General features: G+C 54.4%; 19 protein-coding genes and 1 riboswitch. Of the genes, 10 read left to right on the top strand and 9 right to left on the bottom strand.

Translation table 11 applies throughout. From position 1 onward, the window contains the following. Window positions 1-129: 129 nt before the first annotated feature. The gene (gene metF, locus ACESQ2_RS24790) at window positions 130-1,017 is read left to right on the top strand and encodes a methylenetetrahydrofolate reductase (RefSeq protein WP_004856019.1); all 888 of its coding nucleotides are present in this window, start codon (window positions 130-132) and stop codon (window positions 1,015-1,017) included. Window positions 1,018-1,139: 122 nt separating this feature from the next. Here metF and ACESQ2_RS24785 read toward each other — a convergent pair whose 3' ends face one another. The 5 genes from ACESQ2_RS24785 to ACESQ2_RS24765 form a co-directional block, all read right to left on the bottom strand. After that, window positions 1,140-1,889: a DeoR/GlpR family DNA-binding transcription regulator gene (locus ACESQ2_RS24785; RefSeq protein ID WP_014227432.1), complete on the bottom strand. Its 750-nt coding sequence runs from the start codon at window positions 1,887-1,889 to the stop codon at window positions 1,140-1,142. A gap of 128 nt (window positions 1,890-2,017) precedes the next feature. Next, window positions 2,018-3,121: a glycerol dehydrogenase gene (locus ACESQ2_RS24780; RefSeq protein ID WP_049069613.1), complete on the bottom strand. Its 1,104-nt coding sequence runs from the start codon at window positions 3,119-3,121 to the stop codon at window positions 2,018-2,020. A 56-nt stretch (window positions 3,122-3,177) separates the two neighbouring features. Then, window positions 3,178-3,840: a fructose-6-phosphate aldolase gene (gene fsa, locus ACESQ2_RS24775; RefSeq protein ID WP_004107558.1), complete on the bottom strand. Its 663-nt coding sequence runs from the start codon at window positions 3,838-3,840 to the stop codon at window positions 3,178-3,180. A 205-nt stretch (window positions 3,841-4,045) separates the two neighbouring features. Beyond that, window positions 4,046-4,909 (bottom strand): AraC family transcriptional regulator, encoded by an 864-nt coding sequence (locus tag ACESQ2_RS24770; protein WP_046878572.1) that lies wholly within the window; start codon window positions 4,907-4,909, stop codon window positions 4,046-4,048. A gap of 303 nt (window positions 4,910-5,212) precedes the next feature. Beyond that, window positions 5,213-5,620, bottom strand: coding sequence for a DUF1090 domain-containing protein (locus tag ACESQ2_RS24765; RefSeq protein WP_046878571.1), 408 nt, complete (start codon window positions 5,618-5,620; stop codon window positions 5,213-5,215). A 608-nt stretch (window positions 5,621-6,228) separates the two neighbouring features. On the opposite strand from ACESQ2_RS24765, the gene zinT reads away from it, so the two are divergent. After that, window positions 6,229-6,876: a metal-binding protein ZinT gene (zinT, locus tag ACESQ2_RS24760; protein ID WP_116280656.1), complete on the top strand. Its 648-nt coding sequence runs from the start codon at window positions 6,229-6,231 to the stop codon at window positions 6,874-6,876. 96 nt (window positions 6,877-6,972) lie between these two features. Here zinT and ppc read toward each other — a convergent pair whose 3' ends face one another. Together ppc and argE are read right to left on the bottom strand one after the other, a co-directional pair. Further along, a complete protein-coding gene (gene ppc / locus ACESQ2_RS24755) occupies window positions 6,973-9,624 on the bottom strand; it encodes a phosphoenolpyruvate carboxylase (protein WP_032747324.1) in 2,652 nt (883 codons plus the stop codon). Window positions 9,625-9,878: 254 nt separating this feature from the next. Then, window positions 9,879-11,030 carry an acetylornithine deacetylase gene (argE, locus tag ACESQ2_RS24750; protein WP_004127321.1) on the bottom strand — a complete coding sequence of 384 codons (1,152 nt, stop codon included), beginning with the start codon at window positions 11,028-11,030 and terminating at the stop codon, window positions 9,879-9,881. 184 nt (window positions 11,031-11,214) lie between these two features. On the opposite strand from argE, the gene argC reads away from it, so the two are divergent. From argC to oxyR, 4 genes are all read left to right on the top strand, one after another. Next, on the top strand, window positions 11,215-12,219 hold the full coding sequence (argC, locus tag ACESQ2_RS24745; protein ID WP_004870566.1) for an N-acetyl-gamma-glutamyl-phosphate reductase: 1,005 nt from the start codon (window positions 11,215-11,217) through the stop codon (window positions 12,217-12,219). A 6-nt stretch (window positions 12,220-12,225) separates the two neighbouring features. After that, window positions 12,226-13,002, top strand: coding sequence for an acetylglutamate kinase (gene argB / locus ACESQ2_RS24740; RefSeq protein WP_086074234.1), 777 nt, complete (start codon window positions 12,226-12,228; stop codon window positions 13,000-13,002). 77 nt (window positions 13,003-13,079) lie between these two features. After that, window positions 13,080-14,453, top strand: a complete 1,374-nt coding sequence (gene argH / locus ACESQ2_RS24735) for an argininosuccinate lyase (protein ID WP_046878569.1) — start codon at window positions 13,080-13,082, stop codon at window positions 14,451-14,453. 267 nt (window positions 14,454-14,720) lie between these two features. After that, the gene (gene oxyR / locus ACESQ2_RS24730; protein ID WP_014227441.1) at window positions 14,721-15,638 is read left to right on the top strand and encodes a DNA-binding transcriptional regulator OxyR; all 918 of its coding nucleotides are present in this window, start codon (window positions 14,721-14,723) and stop codon (window positions 15,636-15,638) included. On the opposite strand, the gene sthA is transcribed toward oxyR, so the two are convergent. Continuing rightward, a complete protein-coding gene (sthA, locus tag ACESQ2_RS24725) occupies window positions 15,621-17,021 on the bottom strand; it encodes a Si-specific NAD(P)(+) transhydrogenase (protein WP_004116922.1) in 1,401 nt (466 codons plus the stop codon). The two genes, oxyR and sthA, sit on opposite strands and share 18 nt — an antisense overlap. A gap of 196 nt (window positions 17,022-17,217) precedes the next feature. Between sthA and fabR the strand changes: the two genes are divergently transcribed. Both fabR and ACESQ2_RS24715 read left to right on the top strand, forming a co-directional pair. Then, window positions 17,218-17,853: an HTH-type transcriptional repressor FabR gene (fabR, locus tag ACESQ2_RS24720; RefSeq protein WP_004107582.1), complete on the top strand. Its 636-nt coding sequence runs from the start codon at window positions 17,218-17,220 to the stop codon at window positions 17,851-17,853. Window positions 17,854-17,868: 15 nt separating this feature from the next. After that, on the top strand, window positions 17,869-18,228 hold the full coding sequence (locus ACESQ2_RS24715; RefSeq protein ID WP_004856046.1) for a YijD family membrane protein: 360 nt from the start codon (window positions 17,869-17,871) through the stop codon (window positions 18,226-18,228). Window positions 18,229-18,274: 46 nt separating this feature from the next. On the opposite strand, the gene trmA is transcribed toward ACESQ2_RS24715, so the two are convergent. Beyond that, window positions 18,275-19,375 (bottom strand): tRNA (uridine(54)-C5)-methyltransferase TrmA, encoded by a 1,101-nt coding sequence (gene trmA / locus ACESQ2_RS24710; protein WP_014227442.1) that lies wholly within the window; start codon window positions 19,373-19,375, stop codon window positions 18,275-18,277. Window positions 19,376-19,491: 116 nt separating this feature from the next. Continuing rightward, a riboswitch (cobalamin riboswitch) is annotated at window positions 19,492-19,674 on the top strand. A gap of 65 nt (window positions 19,675-19,739) precedes the next feature. Here trmA and btuB point away from each other — a divergent pair. Together btuB and murI are read left to right on the top strand one after the other, a co-directional pair. Then, window positions 19,740-21,608: a TonB-dependent vitamin B12 receptor BtuB gene (btuB, locus tag ACESQ2_RS24705; RefSeq protein ID WP_046878568.1), complete on the top strand. Its 1,869-nt coding sequence runs from the start codon at window positions 19,740-19,742 to the stop codon at window positions 21,606-21,608. Beyond that, the gene (gene murI, locus ACESQ2_RS24700; RefSeq protein WP_004856053.1) at window positions 21,553-22,407 is read left to right on the top strand and encodes a glutamate racemase; all 855 of its coding nucleotides are present in this window, start codon (window positions 21,553-21,555) and stop codon (window positions 22,405-22,407) included. Before btuB ends, murI begins: the two co-directional genes overlap by 56 nt. Window positions 22,408-22,821 lie beyond the last annotated feature (414 nt).

The raw sequence follows: 22,821 nt of genomic DNA, 5'->3' as shown, positions 1-22,821 counted from the left end.
TTCCTCACTGTTTACGCTGATTTTTCTATTGACGCGGATGCCCTTTTCCGTCATTTTTACATCTGGACGTCTAAACGTATAGAAGTTCGCGACACAACAAACAATAAAATGCGATTGATGAGGTAAGGTATGAGCTTTTTTCACGCCAATCAGCGGGAAGCCCTGAATCAGAGCCTGGCGGAAGTGCAGGGCCAGATTAACGTCTCCTTTGAATTCTTTCCGCCGCGCACCAGTGAAATGGAGCAAACCCTCTGGAAATCCATCGATCGCCTGAGCAGCCTGAAGCCGAAGTTTGTCTCCGTGACCTACGGCGCTAACTCCGGTGAACGTGACCGCACCCATAGCATTATCAAAGGTATTAAAGAGCGTACCGGTCTGGAAGCCGCCCCGCATCTGACCTGTATCGATGCCAGCCGCGATGAGCTGCGTACCATTGCTAAAGATTACTGGGATAGCGGAATTCGCCATATCGTTGCGCTGCGTGGCGACCTGCCGCCTGGCAGCGGTAAGCCGGATATGTACGCGGCCGACCTGGTGACTCTGCTGAAAGAGGTCGGGGACTTTGATATTTCCGTTGCGGCTTATCCGGAAGTCCATCCGGAAGCCAAAAGCGCGCAGGCCGATCTGCTTAACCTGAAGCGCAAGGTCGAAGCCGGAGCAAATCGCGCGATTACCCAGTTTTTCTTTGATGTTGAAAGCTACCTGCGTTTTCGCGACCGCTGCGTCTCTGCGGGTATCGACGTCGAAATTATTCCGGGCATTCTGCCGGTCTCTAACTTCAGGCAGGCGAAAAAATTTGCCGATATGACCAACGTGCGTATCCCGACGTGGATGGCGAAAATGTTCGAAGGTCTGGACAATGACGCCGAAACCCGCCAGCTGGTGGGGGCGAACATCGCCATGGATATGGTGAAGATTCTCAGCCGCGAAGGGGTGAAGGATTTCCATTTCTATACCCTGAACCGCGCGGAAATGAGCTACGCGATTTGCCACACTTTAGGCGTGCGCCCGGCGTAAGCAGGCTTCAGATTTCCCCGTCCTTCTCTTCTCTCTGCGGCGTCAAAACATCTTCGGCGCCGCTTGTTCTGGTTATTTCCTTAAAACATCTTTTCTGGCGGTAAAACGGGGCGCCTGCGCCATCAGAGGTGACTATCCGCCAGCAGCAGCGGTACGTTTTGCGTTTGCATCAGAGAGAGGATATCGGGGGAGAGGCCGGTCTGGCTGATAACGAGGTCAAGGTCTGCCAGGCGGGCATGGCCTGCAAGGAACGTTTGACCAAATTTACTGCTGTCCGCCAGCAGGATTTTTTGCCGCCCGGCGCGCATCAGCGCTTGTTTGACGTGGGCATCGGTCATTTCAGGAACCGTCAGCTCTCCAAGATCGTTGACGCCCTGAGTGCTGAGGAAGACTTTGTCGGCGTGGATATGACGAAAGAAGTCGGCGGTACTGAAAGAGACCATTCCCTGGCTGGCGTCTTCATATTCACCGGGCGCGACGATCAACTTGATATTTTTTCTTCCTTTCAGGAGATTAACCACCGGAATGGAGTTGGTTATCACCATGATTTTTTTATCGAAAATAAAATGAGCGAGCGCCAGCGGCGTGGTGCCGCAGTCGATAATAATCGTGTCGCCATCTTCAACCTGCTCGGCGGCTTTCTGGCCAATCAGGTGCTTATCATCGGCCATTTGTATCGATTGCAGCTGAAAGCCGGGCTCGACGCTGGCGCCGCGGGTTAAGTAGGCTCCACCGTAGGTTGTTTTTACAATGCCTTGTTTTTCAAAGAAAGAGAGATCGCGACGGATGGTCATTTTGGTGACGCCGAACTTTTCGGCGAGGTCATTGACGACGACTTTTTTGTCCTGTTGCAAAATGGCGTAAATGCTCATTCTTCGATTTGATGACTGCATATCTACGATTCACCCAAAGGAAAATCGCACTATAAAATACATCGTTTTGGCGGGCAATGGCGGGCGAAAAGAACATACCCGCCTGCTGGCGGGTATGTCGCGAGGGGTTATTCCCACTCTTGCAGGAAGCGTTGACCGTACTGGTCGGCCACCAGAAGCGCGGCATAGACCTGATCCGGCGTCGCGCCGCCGGGCATATTGTGGATGGTTTCACCTTCCGCGCAGGCGGCTTCGGCCACGGTACGCATTTTGCCCGGGATATCGACTTTAATATCCAGCTGCGCCAGGGTGATGGGCAGCCCGACGCTATGGCACAGCGCCGCTACGGTTTCGATCTCTTCCACCGGCGCGTTTTCCAGTACCAGCTGCGTAAGCGTACCGAAAGCCACTTTTTCACCATGGTAGTAGTGGTGAGCGTCCGGAATAGCGGTCAGACCGTTGTGGATAGCGTGCGCAGCCGCCAGGCCGCCGCTTTCAAAGCCGACGCCGCTCAGATAGGTGTTGGCTTCAATCACCCGTTCCAGCGCCGGCGTCACCACGTGCTGCTCCGCCGCCAGCATCGCTTTTTCGCCCTCTTCAACCAGCGTGTTGTAGCACAGTTCAGCCAGCGCCAGCGCCGCCTGAGTGCATTTTCCGCCCGCCATGGTGGTCGCGCCGCTGCGGGAGCAGGCACGCGCTTCAAACCAGGTCGCCAGCGCATCACCGATACCGGCTGCCAGCAGGCGCGCCGGGGCGCCTGCAACGATTTGCGTATCGACAATGACCATGTTCGGGTTGCGCGGCAGCATCAGGTAGCTATCAAACTCGCCGTCATCGGTATAGATGACCGAGAGCGCGCTGCACGGCGCGTCGGTGGAGGCAATCGTCGGGGCAATAACCACCGGCAGATTCATAAAATGTGCTAATGCTTTTGCGGTATCCAGCGTCTTGCCGCCGCCGATACCCAGCACGGCGGTGCAGCGGGCGGAACCGGCAATATCACGCAAGCGGTTGATTTCGTTATGTGAGCATTCGCCGCCAAACGGTGCGATTTCGCCAGTCAGCCCCGCATCCGCCAGGCTTTTACGCAGTTTTTCTTCGGCAAAACCGAGTACGAATTTATCGCCCACGATGAGCCAGCGTTCTGCCAGCGGCTTGAGGTATCCACCAAGGCGGGTAATGACGTCCGCGCCCTGAATGTACTTACCGGGTGATTGAATAATGCGATCCATTTCTATTCCTCCTGGATGACCGTGATGCCACCCCCCTGGGCAGCTCGCCGATCGGGTTACAGGTTTAGCGTTCCAAAAGCGTTATTCCAGTCCTGCTCAAACTTCTCAATAGCTGACTCTACCGCAGGGGTACCGAGCATTTGTTGCGCTACATCTAACGGAAGGGTGATCGCTTCGCAGCCTGCTAACAGGCAATCCAGCGCCTGGCGCGGCGTCTTAAAGCTGGCGGCCAGCACTTTGCTTTCCGGCGCATGGAGCTCCAGCAGGGACTGTAGCTCTTGGACCATGCGGATGCCGTCACCGCCCTGGGCGTCGACGCGGTTGACGTACGGCGCCACATATTTTGCCCCGGCCAGCGCGGCCAGCAGGCCCTGAGATGCGCTGTATACCGCCGTACCCAGCGTGGGGATACCTTCTTTTTTCAACAGCTTGATAGCGGCAAGGCCTTCGGCGGTGACCGGGATTTTTACCACGATACCGGGGACGGCGTTGCTCAGGCGTTTGGCTTCTTCCACCATGCCCTGCGCGTCGCGGCTCATGGTCTGGGCGAACAGAATACCTTCCGGACCGACGGCTTTTTGCAGGCGCGGAAGAACATCCCAAACCGGCGTTTTACCGGCTGCGATAATGCTCGGGTTGGTGGTCACGCCGGCCAGCGGGTAGATGCGCGCCAGGCGTTCAACTTCTGCTACGTTTGCGGTGTCCAGATAGAGTTCCATGATGCTTTCCTCAATGCTTAATTCGGTAGTGTCGTTGAGGAAAGAATACGGCTTTCACGCGGAGGGTCGCCAGATGACAAATTTGCCAAAAACTGGATAAATGTACGCATTGCGGTTAAGGATGATTTAGATCACATTTATCCCGCTACCCGGATTAAAATGGGAAAATAAGAACGCACAAAAGTCAGGTTTAACACACAAAAATCTAGTTTTTTAGCGAAGCCGTTTTTTCCGTCAGCTGGCTGTGATACTGACGGCGATACTCCGACGGCGAGCGCTCGGTGTTTTTGCGAAACAGGCGGCAGAAGTAGTTGCTGTCGGCGAAACCGCAGGCGTGGGCGATATCTTTCACTTTCATATCGTGGCCTTTTAACAGCATTCTGGCCTGCTCCAGACGGATGTGATTCAGGTATTCGTTAAAGCCCATTGGCCCGCATTTCTGGAACAGATGGGAAAGATAGTTTGGTGAGAGATAAAACGCCTGCGCCACCGACTCGCGGGTTAACGGGTCGGCAAAATGGGCATCAATATGTTTACGAATCGCTTCAAAAAGCGCCTGGCTGCGCGATGACGTTTGTACCTGGCTGCCCAGCAGATCGGCACAGTGGCTGAGCAGGCTGGTGACAATACAGCGGGCCGTGTGCTGTTCCTGCGGCTGCATCTGCATTTCATTCAGCGCCTGCAGCAGAAACGATCCAACCCGGGGGCCGCGGCGAGGAACCTGCTGTTTATCCAGCACGTTAAGCGCGCTACCGTCCCAGTGGCGTAGGACGAATTCCAGCTGCTGCTTACCAAATAAGACAGTTAACAGCGTGGAGGGCATCAGCCACTGCGGGTCATTCCATCCGCCTGCGGGGACGTACAGCACATCGTGCGGCGTCAGCTGCGCCTGGTCGGCCTTAATCGCCGGATCGCGAAGCTGCCCCGCAAGCATGATTTCGAGGCGCGGAAAATCGACGCTTAGCGCTTTCTCAGAAGCCGGTCTGGATTCTGTGGAAAAGTGGACTTTGCCGATTACCGCCGGGCCTTTAATAAAAGAATCAATAACCTGATTGATGCCGTTATCCATAATCGCTCCGCAAAACATGCTTTATCTGCATCATACCGAACATCGTGGAAAAGGCAGAATACCAGAGGGCGGCATGAGATACTCCATCGAAGCAGGATTATTCTTCAACCCGCGCTGGTTTTATATTTTCATAATCATGTGCTTACAAGTTATTGCAACGTACCGATAGACGCTTTTAGCGACATCACATAACCGGGTTTTCCATGACTAAACATAGGAGGTTAGTGAGGGGAGTATCTTGCCGGAAAGAGAGTTACGGAAAGAGAGCTGGCTTAACCAGGGGGTTAATCCAGTCCCTTTTCTTTATTGCCTGGTCAGTGATTGATTGAGGCCAGATTGTACTTCCATAAGCTCATTTTTGGCTTCTTGTAGCTTCTTCTCTTTTTTTCTGATTTTTTCAGGATCGCCTGAAGCCTGGGCGTGGCGTAGTTCTTCCATGCGCTCGCGGACCTTACTCTCCTTGTCTGCTACCTTCTCCTGCCATTCAGAAGTAAGCTTACCGTCTGTGCAGTAGCGTTGTACGTTTGTCAGCGCTCTTTCCAGCCCCCTGACTCTATGTATATTTCCGTACGCTTTGGCATACTCCAGCTGTTTTTGAATTTGATATTCTTTTTCTGCACAGCCTGACCATTTACTGGATGCAGTGGCTACACCAGCAACAAAAGGGCTAACTAATATAAGGCAGGTAAGTGCTTTAATTATATACTTCACGATAAATCCTTTATCAGTGTAAACATTAATGGCGAGAGTTTTGTAATTATTTAATGTTCAATGTTATTTGAGAATAGATTCCTGGTCAATAACCATCGAGTAGGAATGGTCTTATAGTTATTTAATGCTAGTTTTATTGTTAACTTTATGATTTTTAAATTAAATTTATGCACTCAGTAATCCCGTCTATTTGCGTGATGAAACCTTGTAGGAAAAATATAAACCTAAGGGATTCTGACATTCAGACGAGCGTTTTTTAATAAATCTCTCGCTTTATTTTTTCACTGGCACTTATATCGATGGGATTTATTTATTTGTCGATGATATACCCTTTTTTGGGATGAACGTACAACCACTGTCGATGGATAAATTAGACTACATGATTATTTCGTGTTTATTTCATGATCCCTACGGTTTTGTATCCGTACACGGAAAACCCATCTGCTAAAAAAGATCTCAGGGGTTATTTTCTGACCAAACCGGCTTCTCTTTGACGCAATGGGTGTCGTCAAGAAGGGGGAGAGTCGATTTATGAAAGAGTATTGCATAGCCCTGATGGTATGTTATATCGTAACATATTATTGCAAACCTAAACTCAGGAGAGAGTGATGACCCGAAAGATTTCCGCGCTTATGCTTGGTGTAAGCCTGGTCCTGGCGAGCAGTCAGGCGGTCGCCCACGGCCACCATAGCCATGGCCCGGCGCTGACCGAAGCGGAGCAGAAGGCGAGTGAAGGCATTTTTGCCGACCAGGACGTAAAGGACAGGGCGCTGAGCGACTGGGAGGGTATCTGGCAGTCGGTTAATCCCTATCTGCTGAACGGCGATTTAGATGCCGTGCTGGAGCAGAAGGCCAAAAAAGCCGGTAAAAGCGTGGCGGAATATCGGGAGTATTATAAGAAGGGCTACGCTACCGATGTGGACCAGATTGGTATCGAAGATAACGTCATGGAGTTTCACGTCGGGAAAACCGTCAACGCCTGCCGGTACGCCTATTCCGGCTACAAAATTCTGACCTACGCATCCGGTAAAAAAGGCGTGCGCTACCTGTTCGAATGCCAGCAGGCGGATTCAAAAGCGCCGAAGTTTGTTCAGTTTAGCGATCACACCATCGCGCCGCGCAAGTCCCAACATTTCCATATCTTTACGGGCAATGAGTCCCAGGAAGCGCTGCTGAAAGAGATGGATAACTGGCCAACCTACTATCCTTATGCCCTGCATAAAGAGCAGATTGTCGACGAAATGCTGCACCACTAATAAAAAAAGCTCCGGTAAACGCAATGCTTACCGGAGCTATGGTTTTTAACCCGGCTCGCGCTACGCTTAGCCGGGCTACAGGTTTCTCAGGGCGAACTAGCCGGTGTTACGCATGCCTGCCGCAACGCCTGCGATGGTGACCATCAGCGCTTGCTCAACGCGCGGGTCCGGTTTTTCACCTTTCTCTTCCGCCAGACGTGAACGATGGAGCAGCTCGGCCTGGAGCACGTTCAGCGGGTCGGTATAGATATTACGTAGCTGGATGGACTCCGCGATCCACGGCAGGTCGGCCATCAGGTGGGAGTCGTTGGCGATTGCCAGTACCACGTTGATATCGGCGGACAGCAGTTCACGCAGCTCTTCGCCCAGCTTCCACAGTTCCGGTTTCACCAGACGCTGATCGTAATATTCCGCCAGCCACAGGTCGGCTTTTGAGTAGACCATCTCCAGCATGCCGAGGCGGGTAGAGAAGAACGGCCAGTCGCGGCACATGCTTTCCAGCTCGCTCTGCTTGCCGCCTTCAACGACTTTTTGCAGCGCGGCGCCGGCGCCCAGCCAGGCTGGCAGCATCAGGCGGTTTTGCGTCCACGCGAAGATCCACGGAATAGCGCGCAGCGACTCGACGCCGCCGGTCGGGCGACGTTTTGCCGGACGCGAGCCCAGCGGCAGTTTGCCCAGCTCCTGCTCCGGCGTCGCGGAACGGAAGTAAGGAACAAAATCTTTATTTTCACGCACGTAGCCGCGATACATCTCGCAGGAGACGTCGGACAGCTCGGCCATGATGTCGCGCCATTGCGCTTTTGGCTCCGGCGGCGGCAGCAGGTTGGCTTCCAGAATCGCGCTGGTGTAGAGCGACAGGCTGCTGATGGTGACTTCCGGCAGGCCGTATTTAAAGCGGATCATCTCGCCCTGTTCGGTAACGCGCAGGCCGCCTTTCAGGCTTCCCGGAGGCTGAGAGAGCAGGGCCGCGTGCGCCGGCGCGCCGCCGCGGCCGATAGAACCGCCGCGACCGTGGAACAGCGTCAGCTCAATGCCGGCTTTTTCACAGGTCTTAATTAACGCGTCCTGCGCCTGATACTGCGCCCAGGAGGCGGCCATCACGCCCGCATCTTTCGCCGAGTCGGAATAGCCGATCATGACCATCTGCTTGCCCTGGATAAAGCCGCGATACCAGTCGATATTCAGCAGCTGGGTCATAACGTCGTCGGCGTTATTCAGGTCGTCCAGCGTTTCGAACAGCGGGGCGACCGGCAGCGCGAAGCCGATGCCGGCCTCTTTCAACAGCAGATGCACGGCCAGGACGTCTGACGGCGTTTTGGCCATCGAAATCACGTAGGCCGCAATAGAGCCGCGCGGCGCTTCGGAGATGACTTTGCACGTCTCGAGCACTTCGCGCGTCTCTTCGCTTGGCTCCCACTGGCGCGGCAGCAGAGGACGCTTGGAGTTCAGTTCGCGGATCAGGAAGGCCTGTTTATCGGCTTCTGACCAGCTTTCATAGTCGCCTATGCCGAGATAGCGGGTCATTTCGCCCAGCGCTTCGGTGTGGCGGGTGCTTTCCTGACGGATATCGATACGCACCAGCGGTACGCCAAAGGCTTTTACGCGGCGCAGGGTATCGAGCAGCTCGCCGTTGGCGATAATGCTCATACCGCAGGCTTGTAGCGACTGGTAACAGGCGTAAAGCGGTTCCCACAGCTGCTCGTTTTGCGTGATAAGGCCCGCCGGTTTCGGCAGTTTTTGTCCTTTCAGGCGCGCTTCCAGCCAGGCCTGGGTCTCCATCAGCTGCGTGCGCAGTTTTTTCATCAGGTAACGATAGGGTTCCTGAGCGCCTTCCGCGCCTGCCAGCTCACGCAGCTCGTCGGTGCACTCAACCATCGACAGCTCGGAAATCAGCAGCTGGACATCTTTCAGGAACAGATCGGTTGCCTTCCAGCGGCTGAGCAGCAGGACGTGGCGGGTAATGTCGGCGGTCACGTTCGGGTTGCCGTCGCGGTCGCCGCCCATCCAGGACGTAAAGCGAACCGGAACAAAATCGACCGGCAGCCGATAGTTCAGGTTATCTTCCAGCTGTTCATTCAGCTCGCGCAGGTAGTTCGGTACGCCTTCCCACAGGCTATTTTCGACAACCGCGAAGCCCCATTTGGCTTCATCCACCGGGGTAGGGCGATGCTTGCGGATTTCATCGGTGTGCCACGACTGGGCAATCAGCTGGCGCAGACGGCGCATGACCTGATGACGTTCATAGTCCGCAATGTCGTTGTTATCGAGCTGCTTCAGGCAGCTGTTGATCTCGCCCATCTTGTGGATCAGCGTACGACGCGTGATTTCGGTCGGGTGCGCGGTCAGCACCAGCTCCAGCGACAGGGATTCAACGGCTTGTTTAATAATCGTTTCGTTGAGATTGGGTTGCTCTTTGAGCTTTCTCAGGGTGCGGGCAATCACTTCCGGATTACTGGCCGCTTCGCCTTTTGGCGAAATGCTGTGGTATTGCTCAGCGGTATTCGCCAGGTTCAGAAACTGGCTAAAGGCGCGCGCCACCGGCAGCAGCTCGTCGTTGGACAAGTTTTGCAGCGTGGTGAGCAGCTCCTGGCGGTTGGCTTCATTGCCAGCGCGAGAAGATTTGGACAACTTACGGATAGTTTCGACACGATCAAGAATGTTTTCTCCCAGCGCATCCTTGATGGTGTCGCCCAGCACCTTACCGAGCATACTGACATTACTACGCAAAGCGGAATATTGTTCGTTCATGTTACCCCAGACACCCCATCTCATTTTATTTTGTTATATCCGGCGCTCGATAATTTGAGCAGTGGATAAGCAACCGTCTTTTATAAAGCCACGTAAAAACCCCCACGTCAATTGTTGCGAAATCGCTTCAGCAAACGAATAAATGGCGGCAATTTGCGAAATTTAACTCGGAGGTCGCTTGATAAGCGTTGCTTATGAAAATGTGATAATTGTCACCCTCTCGCGCCGATGAAATCGCACGAGAGAATGGGTATTTAATGCCAGCAAAAATGGTGAACCACCTGAGTGATGAGCTCGCGGGTCGGCTTAATAAAGCGCGTTTCCAGGTACTCATCCGGCTGGTGGGCCTGGTTGATAGAGCCCGGGCCTAACACCAGCGTTGGGCAGAGGGTCTGAATAAACGGCGCTTCGGTACAGTAGTTGACCACGTCGGTTTGCGCGCCGAGGAGTTTTTCGACGACCTCAACCAGCTTATGGTCCGGCGGGCATTCGTAACCGGGGATCGGCGGATGCAGTTCAGAAACGGTCAGGCGACCAGGCCAACGCTCGCTCACCGGTGCCAGCGCTTCGTTAAGGAGCCCGTTGAGATCGTTGAGCGTCATTCCGGGCAGCGGACGAATATCCATATGCAGTTCGCAGCAGGCGCAAATGCGGTTGGAGGCATCGCCGCCGTGGATGGCGCCGAGATTCAGCGTCGGCCAGGGAACGGTAAAGGCGGCATAGTGATAACGCTCTTTTAAGTCGTCGCGCAGCTGCATGATGCGGCCAATGGCGTCGTGCATCAGTTCAATCGCGTTGACGCCGCGTGCCGGGTCGCTGGAGTGGCCCGACTGCCCCTGAATGCGAACCGCGTTGGACATGTGGCCTTTGTGCGCGCGTATCGGCTGCAGCGACGTGGGCTCGCCGATAATGGCGCAGTCCGGTCGCAGCTGGGTCGTCTCGGCGAAGTAGCGGGCGCCGGCCATGCTGGTCTCTTCATCGGCCGTCGCCAGAATATAGAGCGGCTTTTTCAGCTGAGTGACGTCAACGTCGCGCAGGGCGTCGAGAATAAAAGCAAAGAAGCCTTTCATATCCGCGGTGCCGAGACCGTACAGCTTATTGTCGTGCTCGGTCAGGGTAAAAGGGTCGCGGGTCCAGCGGCCATCATCAAACGGGACGGTATCGGTGTGCCCGGCAAGCAGCAGGCCGCCAGCGCCGTGGCCGCTGCTGGCCAGCAGGTTGAATTTATTACGCGTGTCCGGGACTGGCTGAACTTCAACATTAAAGCCGATATCGCGGAACCAGCCTGCCAGTAAATTGATTAAAGACTCATTGCTTTGATCCAGCGCCTCTTCGGTTGCGCTGATGGAAGGTGTGGCGATCAGCGCGCGGTAAATCTCGATAAAGGGCGGTAATTTGTTTTTCATTGTTGACACACCTCGGGTCGTGATAGTATCAATATTCATGCATTATTTGTGAATAAAAATACATTATCGTTGAGCGTAAGAAAACCCATCGAATGTAAGGATGATGCTCTTACGGCTCAACAGGGTGGGGAAGGCAACGGTCTTCCAGGGCAAATATACGTAAGCAAGAAGGTGAAGAGCCCCAATGTTGAACACGCTAATTGTGGGCGCCAGCGGTTATGCCGGCGCAGAGCTAGTGGCCTATGTAAATCGCCATCCTCATATGACCATAACCGCATTGACGGTCTCCGCGCAAAGCAATGATGCGGGAAAATTAGTTTCCGATTTGCATCCGCAGCTGAAAGGCATTGTCGATCTGCCGCTGCAGCCGATGTCCGATATCAGCGAGTTTAGCGCCGGAGTCGATGTCGTTTTTCTGGCTACCGCGCACGAGGTAAGCCATGACCTGGCGCCGCAGTTTCTCGCCGCTGGTTGCGTCGTGTTCGATCTCTCCGGGGCGTTCCGCGTTAATGACGGCGCCTTCTATGAAAAATATTACGGTTTCACTCATCAGCACCCTGAACTGCTGGAGCAGGCGGTTTACGGCCTGGCCGAGTGGAGCGTCGAAAAGCTAAAAGAAGCTAATCTGATCGCCGTACCGGGCTGCTACCCGACGGCGGCTCAGCTATCGTTAAAACCGCTGATCGACGCGGGGCTGCTGGATCTTAACCAGTGGCCGGTGATCAACGCGACCAGCGGAGTCAGCGGCGCCGGGCGTAAAGCCTCTATTGGCAATAGCTTCTGCGAAGTCAGCCTGCAACCTTACGGCGTTTTCAACCACCGTCATCACCCGGAAATTTCAACCCACCTGGGCGCGGACGTTATTTTTACTCCGCATCTGGGCAATTTTAAGCGTGGGATTCTGGAAACCATTACCTGCCGTCTGAAGCCTGGCGTGAGCAAAGAGCAGGTGGCGGCGGTATTCCAGCAGGCCTATGCGGATAAGCCGCTGGTACGTTTATACGATAAAGGTGTCCCTGCATTGAAAAATGTCGTGGGTCTGCCATTCTGTGATATCGGTTTTGCGGTCCAGGATGAACATATCATCGTGGTGGCGGCGGAAGATAACCTGCTGAAAGGCGCGGCCGCGCAGGCCGTGCAGTGCGCAAATATTCGTTTCGGCTTCGCTGAGACGCAGTCTCTTATTTAAGGTGTGATGATGAATCCTTTAATTATCAAACTTGGCGGCGTCCTGCTGGACAGCGAAGAAGCGCTTGAGCGCCTGTTTACGGCACTGGTGAACTACCGCGAATCCCATCAGCGCCCGCTGATTATTGTGCACGGCGGCGGCTGCGTGGTGGATGAACTTATGAAGCAGCTCAACCTGCCGGTGAAAAAGAAAAACGGTCTGCGGGTCACGCCCGCGGATCAGATCGACATTATTACCGGCGCGCTGGCGGGAACCGCCAACAAAACGCTGCTGGCGTGGGCGAAGAAGCACGGCCTGGCTGCCGTTGGGCTATTCCTTGGCGATGGCGATAGCGTCAAAGTGACGCAGCTTGATGAAGAGCTGGGTCATGTCGGATTCGCTCAGCCGGGTTCTCCGGCGCTGATTAACACGCTGCTGGCGGGCGGTTATATGCCGGTCGTTAGCTCCATCGGCGTCACCGATGAAGGCGAGTTGATGAACGTCAACGCCGACCAGGCGGCGACCGCGCTGGCGGCAACGCTCGGCGCAGACCTGATTCTGCTGTCTGACGTAAGCGGCATTCTTGATGGCAAAGGGCAGCGCATCGCGGAAATGACCGCCGAGAAGGCTGAACAGCTGATCGAGCAGGGCATTATCACCGACGGCATGATCGTCAAAGTGAATGCGGCCCTGGACGCGGCGCGGACATTAGGCCGCCCGGTCGATATCGCCTCCTGGCGCCACGCGGAGCAGCTCCCTGCGCTGTTTAACGGCACGCCGATCGGCACGCGTATACTGGCATAATCAATTTATCATTTTGTCGGCCCGGTAAGCGTAGCGCCGCCGGGTAATAAAATTCAAAGATATTAAGGAAGCATGTTATGGCACTTTGGGGTGGGCGTTTTACTCAGGCAGCGGATCAGCGGTTCAAACAGTTCAACGACTCTTTGCGCTTTGACTATCGCCTGGCGGAGCAGGATATCGTTGGCTCTGTTGCCTGGTCCAAAGCGCTGGTGACGGTGGGCGTACTGTCCGCCGATGAGCAGCTACAGCTGGAAGAGGCGCTGAACGTTCTGCTGGAAGACGTGCGGGCTAACCCGCAGCAGATCCTTGAAAGCGATGCGGAAGATATTCATAGCTGGGTGGAAGGTAAGCTGATCGACAAGGTCGGCCAGCTGGGCAAAAAGCTGCACACCGGGCGTAGCCGTAATGACCAGGTGGCGACCGACCTGAAGCTGTGGTGCAAAGATACCGTGATGGAACTGCTGTCGGCGAATCGTCAGCTACAAAGCGCGCTGGTTGAGACGGCGGAGAATAATCAGGACGCCGTTATGCCGGGCTATACCCACCTGCAGCGCGCGCAGCCGGTGACGTTTGCCCACTGGTGTCTGGCCTATGTCGAAATGCTGGCGCGTGATGAAAGCCGCCTGCAGGATGCGCTTAAACGTCTGGACGTCAGCCCGCTGGGCTGCGGAGCGCTGGCGGGTACCGCCTATGAAATCGATCGTGAACAGCTTGCCGGCTGGCTGGGCTTCGCATCGGCGACCCGCAATAGTCTGGACAGCGTGTCCGATCGCGATCACGTACTGGAACTGCTGTCCGATGCCTCAATCGGTATGGTCCACCTGTCGCGTTTTGCTGAAGATCTGATCTTCTTCAATACCGGCGAAGCGGGCTTTGTTGAGCTTTCTGACCGCGTGACTTCTGGCTCATCCCTGATGCCGCAGAAGAAAAATCCGGATGCGCTGGAGCTGATCCGCGGTAAATGCGGCCGCGTGCAGGGTGCGCTGACCGGCATGATGATGACCCTCAAAGGTCTACCGCTGGCCTACAACAAAGATATGCAGGAAGATAAAGAAGGCCTGTTTGACGCGCTTGATACCTGGCTCGACTGCCTGCATATGGCGGCACTGGTGCTCGACGGTATTCAGGTAAAACGCCCGCGTTGTGAAGAAGCCGCGCAGCAGGGTTACGCCAATGCCACCGAACTGGCGGATTACCTGGTTGCCAAAGGCGTACCGTTCCGTGAAGCGCACCATATTGTCGGTGAAGCGGTAGTGGAAGCCATTGCCCAGGGCAAGCCGCTGGAGGATCTGCCTCTGGCCGATTTGCAGAAATTTAGCCCCGTGATTGTGGATGACGTCTATCCGATTCTGGCGCTGCAGTCGTGTCTGGATAAGCGTGCGGCTAAAGGTGGCGTTTCTCCTCAGCAGGTGGCTCAGGCGATTGCCGACGCTAAACAGCGTCTGGTGTGATCCGCCTGCGGGGCTGCTTTTAAGGCGGTAAATATACGAAGCTCGGGTAACTCCGGGCTTTTTTATGCAAAAAAAAGCGGACACAAGGTCCGCAAAAGTTCACGTTGGCTTTAGTTATCCGGGTAGAGAGGTGATGAGGAAGCTCAATGATTTTCTGAACTTTTCCTCATTTATGGGTTTATTATTGAACAGAAACCTTGATAGGGATAATCGTTCGTTGCTATTCTATCTATCGCCATGGACTATCGTGGCGATGGAGGATGAATAATGAATATTCGCGATCTTGAATATCTGGTAGCGCTAGCCGAACACCGCCACTTCCGCCGTGCGGCGGATTCTTGCCACGTCAGCCAACCGACGCTCAGCGGGCAAATCCGTAAGCTGGAGGATGAACTCGGCGTGATGTTGCTGGAGCGCACCAGTCGTAAGGTTCTGTTCACCCAGGCAGGGCTGCTGCTGGTGGATCAGGCGCGTACCGTGCTACGAGAAGTCAAAGTGCTTAAGGAAATGGCGAGCCAGCAGGGAGAGACCATGTCCGGGCCGCTGCATATTGGACTGATCCCGACGATTGGCCCTTATCTGTTGCCGCTGATTATCCCGATGCTGCACCAGACCTTTCCCAAGCTGGAAATGTATCTGCATGAAGCACAAACCCATCAGCTTTTAGCGCAGCTTGATAGCGGTAAGCTCGACTGCGCGATTCTGGCGCTGGTCAAAGAGAGCGAAGCGTTTATTGAGGTGCCGCTGTTTGATGAGCCCATGATGCTGGCTATCTACGAAGATCACCCGTGGGCGAACCGCGAGTGCGTGCCGATGTCGGACCTGGCCGGTGAAAAGCTGCTGATGCTGGAAGATGGGCACTGCCTGCGCGATCAGGCGATGGGCTTTTGTTTTGAAGCGGGCGCCGATGAAGATACCCATTTCCGGGCGACGAGCCTCGAAACGCTGCGTAACATGGTGGCTGCCGGTAGCGGCATCACGCTGTTGCCAGCCCTGGCCGTGCCGCAGGAGAGAAAGCGCGATGGCGTGGTCTATGTGCCCTGCATCAAGCCGGAGCCGAGACGTACCGTGGGGCTGGTTTATCGCCCGGGTTCGCCGCTGCGTAGCCGCTATGAACATCTGGCGGAGGCCATCCGCGGTAAGATGGATGGCCATTTCGACGCCGCGTTAAAACAGGCGGTTTAAGCCATTTAACGCCGCTACCCGATAGGCTTCCGCCATCGTCGGATAGTTAAAGGTGGTGTTAACGAAGTACTCAATGGTGTTACCACCGCCTTTCTGCTCCATTATCGCCTGGCCGATGTGAATAATTTCGGCCGCGCGCTCGCCAAAGCAGTGAATCCCGAGGATCTCTTTCGTTTCGCGATGAAAGAGGATCTTCAGCGTACCGACGCTCATACCGACGATCTGCGCCCGGGCCAGATGTTTGAACTGCGCGCGACCCACCTCGTAAGGCACCTTCATTGCCGTCAGCTGCTGCTCGGTTTTACCGACGGAGCTGATTTCCGGAATGGTGTAAATCCCGGTAGGGATATCCTCAATCAGGTGCGCCGATGCCTCGCCTTTTACCAGCGCCTGGGCAGCGATGCGGCCCTGGTCGTAGGCGGCGGAGGCCAGGCTTGGATAGCCAATCACATCGCCGACGGCATAAATATGCGGCAGGGCGGTTTGATACATGCTGTTGACCTTCAGCTGGCCGCGGCTGTCGGTTTGCAGACCGATATTTTCCAGCGCCAGTGAGTCGGTGTTCCCGGTACGGCCGTTAGCGTACAGCAGGCAGTCCGCTTTGAGCTTTTTGCCGGATTTCAGATGCATGATGACGCCGTCATCAACACCCTCAATCTTTTCGTACTCTTCATTGTGGCGAATGACCACGCCGCTGTTCCAGAAGTGATAGGAGAGCGAGTCGGACATCTCCTGATCGAGAAACGCCAGCAGACGATCGCGGGTGTTGATCAGATCCACTTTGACCTCCATCCCGCGGAAGATCGACGCATATTCGCAGCCGATCACCCCGGCACCGTAGATGATCACATGGCGCGGTTCGTGATGCAGGCTGAGAATCGAGTCGCTGTCATAAATGCGCGGATGATGGAAGTCGACGTCTGCCGGATGGTACGGGCGTGAACCGCAGGCAATCACGAACTTTTCCGCCGTCACCGTTTCCACGGTACCGTCGTGGCACTCCAGCGCGATAGTGTGTTCATCAACAAAATGGGCATTGCCCTGCAGGATTTCGCAGTGGTTACGCTCATAGAAACCCTGACGCATATGGGTTTGCTGGTTAATGACGCTGTCGGCATGGTTCAGGATGTCGGCGAAGGAAGAACGAAGAAGACGGGAATGGTCGCTGTAGAGGGGATTTTGGTTAAACTCGATAATACGGCTGACGGCATGGCGGAGGGCTTTTGACGGGATGGTACCCCAGTGGGTACAACCGCCGCCGACGTTATGGTAGCGCTCAATGACGGCAACGCGTGCTCCCTGTTTCACCAGCCCCATGGCGGCACCTTCTCCGCCAGGACCGGAACCAATCACAATTGCATCATAATCCCAAGAGTGTGACATGGCATTACTCACCTGTTTTATACATAAAATAAACACGATGATAACATTCGCCGCGCTTTAACCCAATTATCGTTGTGCTTTTTTGCGGCATAAAAGCAGAAACAGCTCGTAAACAATCATTCACAATCCAGTGTAAACCGATTAGTTCTAATCTCTGGTATAGTGCCGGAAGGGCTTATGGAAGGATTCAGACAACGTGATGGGCGTAAGAGCGCAACAAAAAGAAAAAACCCGGCGTTCGCTGGTGGAAGCGGCATTCAGTCAGCTGAGTGCTGAGCGCAGTTTTGCCAGCTTGAGCCTGCGCGAAGTGGCGCGGGAAGCGGGGATTGCCCCGACGTCCTTCTATCGTCATTTTCGCGATGTCGATGAGCTGGGTCTGACCATGGTGGATGAAAGCGGGCTCATGCTGCGCCAGCTGATGCGCCAGGCGCGCCAGCGTATCGCTAAAGGCGGCAGCGTCATTCGCACCTCTGTTTCCACCTTTATGGAATTCATTGGCAACAACCCGAACGCCTTCCGCCTGCTGCTGCGGGAACGCTCCGGTACCTCCGCGGCTTTTCGTGCCGCCGTGGCGCGTGAAATTCAGCATTTTATCGCGGAACTTGCCGACTATTTAGAAATCGAAAACCATATGCCGCGCGCCTTTACCGAAGCGCAGGCTGAAGCTATGGTCACCATCGTATTTAGCGCTGGCGCCGAGGCTCTCGATGTGGGCCCGGAGCAGCGTCGACAGCTGGAAGAACGCCTGGTGCTGCAGCTCAGAATGATCTCGAAAGGCGCGTATTACTGGTATCGCCGTGAACAAGAAAAAATATCAAATCATTCCGAATAACGTGAAGGACGAGCAATGAAACACTCAGTACAAGATAGAGGTACGCTGCTGCTGGCGCTGATCGCAGGTTTATCCATTAATGGTACCTTCGCCGCGCTGTTCAGCTCCATTGTCCCTTTTTCCATCTTCCCCATTTTGTCGTTGGTGCTGACGGTTTACTGCCTGCATCAGCGCTATCAGAATCGTAGTATGCCCGTGGGTTTGCCGGGGCTCGCCGCCGCCTGTTTTATTCTCGGCGTGCTGGTTTACAGTACCGTCGTGCGCGCGGAATACCCGGACATCGGATCTAACTTCTTCCCGGCGGTTCTGTCGGTGATTATGGTGTTCTGGATTGGCTACAGGTTACGCAACCGCAAGAACGCGGTCGCTGAATAATCTCTCACCCGGCAGCAGCGTTGTTGCCGGGTTTTCTCGCGCAGCTTTACTTCTTCGTTAGCAGCACGCCGCATTCCATATGATGGGTATAGGGGAACTGGTCGAATAGCGCCAGGCGCGCGATCTCGTGGGTCTCACTGAGCGTTTCCAGGTTCTGGCATAGGGTCTCCGGATTGCAGGAGATATAGAGAATACGCGGATACGCCTGCACCATTTTCTCCGTTTCGCTATCCAGCCCGCTGCGCGGCGGATCGACGAAAATCGTCTCGCACTGATAGCTCTTCAGGTCGATTCCCTGCAGGCGGTTAAACTCCCGCACGCCGTTCATCGCCTGGGTAAACTCTTCCGCCGACATGCGGATAATCTGCACGTTATCAATGTGGTTCGCTGCAATATTGTATTGCGCCGCCGCGACGGACGGTTTGGCGATTTCCGTTGCCAGCACGCGTTCGAAATTACGCGCCAGCGCCAGCGAAAAGTTGCCGTTGCCGCAGTACAGCTCAAGCAGGTCGCCGGTTGCGCCTTTAGTGGCGTCGATAGCCCACTCCAGCATCTGAATGTTCATCGCCGCATTTGGCTGGGTGAAGCTATTCTCAACCTGACGATAGATCATTTCACGCCCGCCAACCGGCAAGCGTTCATCGATATAGTCTTGATCCAGCTCGATTTTAGTTTTCGTGGCGCGGCCAATCAGGTGCACATTCAGATTTTGCGCCCGCAGCGCATCGCGCAAGCGCGCCGCCTGCTGACGCCATTCATCGTCGAGCTTTTTATGATACAGCAGCGATATCACGGCCTGGTTGCTCAGGGTGGTGAGATAATCCACCTGAAACAGTTTGTGGCGCAGTACCGGGTTATCGCGTACGCCCTCAATCACCGCGGCCATCAGCTGATTAATCAGCTCGCTGGCGGCCGGGAAAGTCTCGACGCGGATCCGGGATTTGGTCTGCTGGTCGAACATAATGTGGTACAGATCGTCGCCATCGTGCCACAGGCGAAACTCTGCGCGCATGCGGTAGTGGCTGACCGGCGAACGAAACACTTCCGGAACCGGGGCGCTAAAAGGCGCCATCATTTTCTGCAAACGGACGACTTTTTCTGCCAGCTGCGCTTCATATTGTTCGGTAGGAAGGTGTTCGGGGGTCATGATGCATCCTGAATAAAATAAGTACGCGGGGATTGTAGGGAAAGCGCCGGGGATGTCCAGCCCTGATGATATAAGGAAATATAACGGTAGAAGTCTGGACATCTATATGTTTCTGATTATAGCATCGTGCTACCGGTCCTATGAGTTAATAGGGAATCCAGTGTAAATCTGGAGCTGACGCGCAGCGGTAAGGAAAAGTGGGATGAGCGCATTATGCAGACACTGCGGCTATTTAGCGGGAAGTCCTCGTCCATTAAACACTCCAAGCCCGAAGACCTGCCGGAATACGTCGCATTTGGTTTCTATCATCGCGTGCTACTGATAGAGCCGGCGGCATCCTTTGTTTATTACGGATGCTTTAAAAATGATTAAAAAAGCTTCGCTGATGACGGCGCTCTCCGTCACGGCATTTTCCGGCTGGGCGCAGGACAGCAATTCAGATACGTTAGTGGTCACAGCAAACCGTTTTCAACAGCCGGTCAATACGGTTCTTGCGCCGACCGATGTGGTTACCCGGGAAGATATCGATCGCTGGCAGGCGAAAGATTTAAACGATGTGATGCGCCGATTGCCTGGCGTGGACGTCGCACAAAATGGTGGCATGGGTCAATCCTCCTCTCTTTTTATCCGTGGTACTGAAGCCAAACAAGTTCTGGTGCTGGTTGACGGCGTTCCCATGGCCCGACCGGGTATTACAAATAACCCCGATCTGAACCAGATCCCTTTGTCGCTGGTGCAGCGCGTCGAATATATCCGCGGCCCGCGTTCAGCGATTTATGGTTCCGGGGCAATGGGCGGCGTGATTAACGTCATTACGCATTCCGATAAAGAACAATCCAAAATTACCGCTGGGGTAGGATCGAAAGGCTACCAACAATATGACGGTACCCTGCGCCATCGCTTTGGCGATACGGTGGCGACGGTTGCGGGTTCTTATGAGGGTAATAAAGGCTTTAACGTTCAGCCCGATTCAACCTGGGATCACGACGGCGATCGCGACGGTTTTCGTAATAAAACGTTTTGGGGCAGCCTCGAGCATAAATTTAACGAGAATGTTGACGGTTTCTTCCGCGGACACAGCTACACCAACAACTCTGATTACGATCTGGGAAGCCCGCCGTATAGCCCGGCCTACAGCGCCGATGAAAGCCAGCTCTATAACCAGAGCTGGGATGCGGGGCTGAACTTTAATTCCGGAATTTATTCCTCCCAGCTCATCGCCAGCTATCAGAAAATAAAGGACTACAACTACAGCAGTATTTATGGCCGCTATAATGATGGGACGACGCTCGACAGGATGACGCAGCGTAACCTGCAATGGGGCAATAACGTTATTGTCGGTCATGGCTCTGTCAGCGCAGGGGTGGACTGGCAGCAGCAGCGGTTAACTTCATCAGATACGGCGATGTCGGATACCTACAAACGTGACAATACGGGACTGTACCTGACGGGCCAGCAGCAAGTTGGCGACGTGACCCTCGAAGCGTCCGGACGTGAAGACCACGATGAGCAGTTTGGCTGGCACGGTACCTGGCAGACTACCGCAGGCTGGGAGTTTGTCGAAAATTATCGCCTGACTCTCGGCTACGGTACCGGCTTCCTCGCGCCTTCTTTAGGGCAACAGTTTGGCTCCACCCGATTTGGTATCAACGCGAATCCTAATCTGAAACCTGAAGAGTCGAAACAGTGGGAAGCTGGGCTGGAAGGGCTCACCGGTCCCGTGGACTGGCGCTTGTCCGCGTACCATTACAAAATTACTAACCTGATTACCTATTATTCCGATCCTGTTACCTATGACGGGGAATACGACAATATCAATGCCGCGACGATTAAAGGCGTGGAATGGACGGGAAGTATCGATACCGGTATTTTCAGCCATCGCGTAACGTTGCAGTATATCGATCCGCGTAACGATGATAACGGTGAAGTGCTGGCCCGACGTTCTAAACGACAGGCAAAGTATCAGCTGGATTGGTCCGTGTTTGATGTCGATATGGATGTGTCCTGGCAGTATTATGGGAAGCGTTACGATAACAACACCTCCCAGTACAACAATACGCAAAGAATTTTGCCGAGCTACAGCACGGTAGACGTTTCTGCATCGTATCCGATCACCGATCGCCTGACAGTTCGTGGTAAAATAGCTAACCTGTTCGATAAAGATTACGAGACAGCTTATGGCTACCAAACTGCAGGACGAGAATACTACTTGTCTGGCAGCTACACCTTCTGATCCACGTCCCACCGTGCTGGTGTTTGATTCCGGCGTCGGTGGGCTGTCGGTTTACAATGAGATTCGGCAGCTTCTGCCGAATCTGCATTATATCTACGCTTTCGATAACGTTGCTTTCCCCTACGGCGAGAAGAGCGAAGAGTTTATTGTTGAACGCGTCCTGGAGATTGTGACTGCGGTTCAGCAGCGTTACCCTCTGGCGCTGGCCGTTATTGCCTGTAACACCGCAAGTACCGTTTCCCTCCCCGCCTTACGCGATAAATTCGCCTTTCCGGTTGTCGGCGTCGTTCCGGCGATAAAACCGGCGGCCCGCTTAACGGCGAATGGCGTTGTTGGCCTGCTGGCGACGCGCGGAACGGTAAAACGCCCTTATACGCGCGAACTGATCTCCCGTTTTGCGAATGAATGCAAAATCGAAATGCTGGGGTCGGCAGAGCTGGTAGAACTGGCAGAGGCCAAACTGCACGGTGAGCCGGTCCCGCTGGATGAACTGCGGCGCATCCTGCGTCCCTGGCTACGAATGCAGGAACCGCCTGATACGGTTGTGCTGGGATGTACGCATTTCCCTCTAATACAAGAAGAGCTGCAGCAGGTTCTGCCGGAAGGGACGAGAATGATCGACTCCGGAGCTGCGATTGCGCGTCGCACCGCCTGGCTATTAGAGCACGAAGCGCCTGACGCAAAATCGAGTGATGCCAATATTGCGTACTGTATGGCGCTGACGCCTGAAACTGAGCAGCTTTTGAGCGTTTTGCGGCGCTATGGCTTCGAGTCGCTGGAAAAACTGGCGCTTTCATAGCGTTTTGCACAAAAAAGAGACGGTTGAAAGATTTTTTGAAAACAGGGCTTGTCAACGTCTCAGAACTCCCTATAATGCGCCTCCACTGACACGGAACAACGGCTTACAGCCCGCCGGGTCAGCGGAATTCAGCGATGAATACCGGCAGAGAAAAGCGAAAATAATCGCTTGACTCTGAATGAGGAAAACGTATTATACGGGACCTCGCGACAGAGCGCTGAAGCGCGTCGCAACTGCTCTTTAACAATTTATCAGACAATCTGTGTGGGCACTCAAAGTGACATGGATTCTTAACGTCGCAAGACGAAAAATGAATACCAAGTCTCTGAGTGAACATACGTAATTCATTACGAAGTTTAATTCACGAGCATCAAACTTAAATTGAAGAGTTTGATCATGGCTCAGATTGAACGC

Origin of the sequence: Klebsiella sp. Q11, assembly GCF_964241505.1 — a bacterium.
Lineage (GTDB): Bacteria > Pseudomonadota > Gammaproteobacteria > Enterobacterales > Enterobacteriaceae > Klebsiella > Klebsiella michiganensis.
The sequence above is the reverse complement of the archived record's forward strand: the minus strand, read 5'-3'. Positions and strand labels throughout refer to the sequence as shown.

Excerpts from the sequence above, each read along its gene's own strand:
- ACESQ2_RS24780 (WP_049069613.1), bottom strand. The coding sequence starts at position 3,121 with ATGGATCGCATTATTCAATCACCCGGTAAGTACATTCAGGGCGCGGAC.
- oxyR (WP_014227441.1), top strand. The coding sequence starts at position 14,721 with ATGAATATTCGCGATCTTGAATATCTGGTAGCGCTAGCCGAACACCGC.
- sthA (WP_004116922.1), bottom strand. The coding sequence starts at position 17,021 with ATGTCACACTCTTGGGATTATGATGCAATTGTGATTGGTTCCGGTCCT.
- argB (WP_086074234.1), top strand. The coding sequence starts at position 12,226 with ATGATGAATCCTTTAATTATCAAACTTGGCGGCGTCCTGCTGGACAGC.
- fsa (WP_004107558.1), bottom strand. The coding sequence starts at position 3,840 with ATGGAACTCTATCTGGACACCGCAAACGTAGCAGAAGTTGAACGCCTG.
- argH (WP_046878569.1), top strand. The coding sequence starts at position 13,080 with ATGGCACTTTGGGGTGGGCGTTTTACTCAGGCAGCGGATCAGCGGTTC.
- ppc (WP_032747324.1), bottom strand. The coding sequence starts at position 9,624 with ATGAACGAACAATATTCCGCTTTGCGTAGTAATGTCAGTATGCTCGGT.
- metF (WP_004856019.1), top strand. The coding sequence starts at position 130 with ATGAGCTTTTTTCACGCCAATCAGCGGGAAGCCCTGAATCAGAGCCTG.
- ACESQ2_RS24785 (WP_014227432.1), bottom strand. The coding sequence starts at position 1,889 with ATGAGCATTTACGCCATTTTGCAACAGGACAAAAAAGTCGTCGTCAAT.
- argE (WP_004127321.1), bottom strand. The coding sequence starts at position 11,030 with ATGAAAAACAAATTACCGCCCTTTATCGAGATTTACCGCGCGCTGATC.
- argC (WP_004870566.1), top strand. The coding sequence starts at position 11,215 with ATGTTGAACACGCTAATTGTGGGCGCCAGCGGTTATGCCGGCGCAGAG.
- trmA (WP_014227442.1), bottom strand. The coding sequence starts at position 19,375 with ATGACCCCCGAACACCTTCCTACCGAACAATATGAAGCGCAGCTGGCA.
- murI (WP_004856053.1), top strand. The coding sequence starts at position 21,553 with ATGGCTACCAAACTGCAGGACGAGAATACTACTTGTCTGGCAGCTACA.
- ACESQ2_RS24715 (WP_004856046.1), top strand. The coding sequence starts at position 17,869 with ATGAAACACTCAGTACAAGATAGAGGTACGCTGCTGCTGGCGCTGATC.
- ACESQ2_RS24770 (WP_046878572.1), bottom strand. The coding sequence starts at position 4,909 with ATGGATAACGGCATCAATCAGGTTATTGATTCTTTTATTAAAGGCCCG.
- zinT (WP_116280656.1), top strand. The coding sequence starts at position 6,229 with ATGACCCGAAAGATTTCCGCGCTTATGCTTGGTGTAAGCCTGGTCCTG.
- btuB (WP_046878568.1), top strand. The coding sequence starts at position 19,740 with ATGATTAAAAAAGCTTCGCTGATGACGGCGCTCTCCGTCACGGCATTT.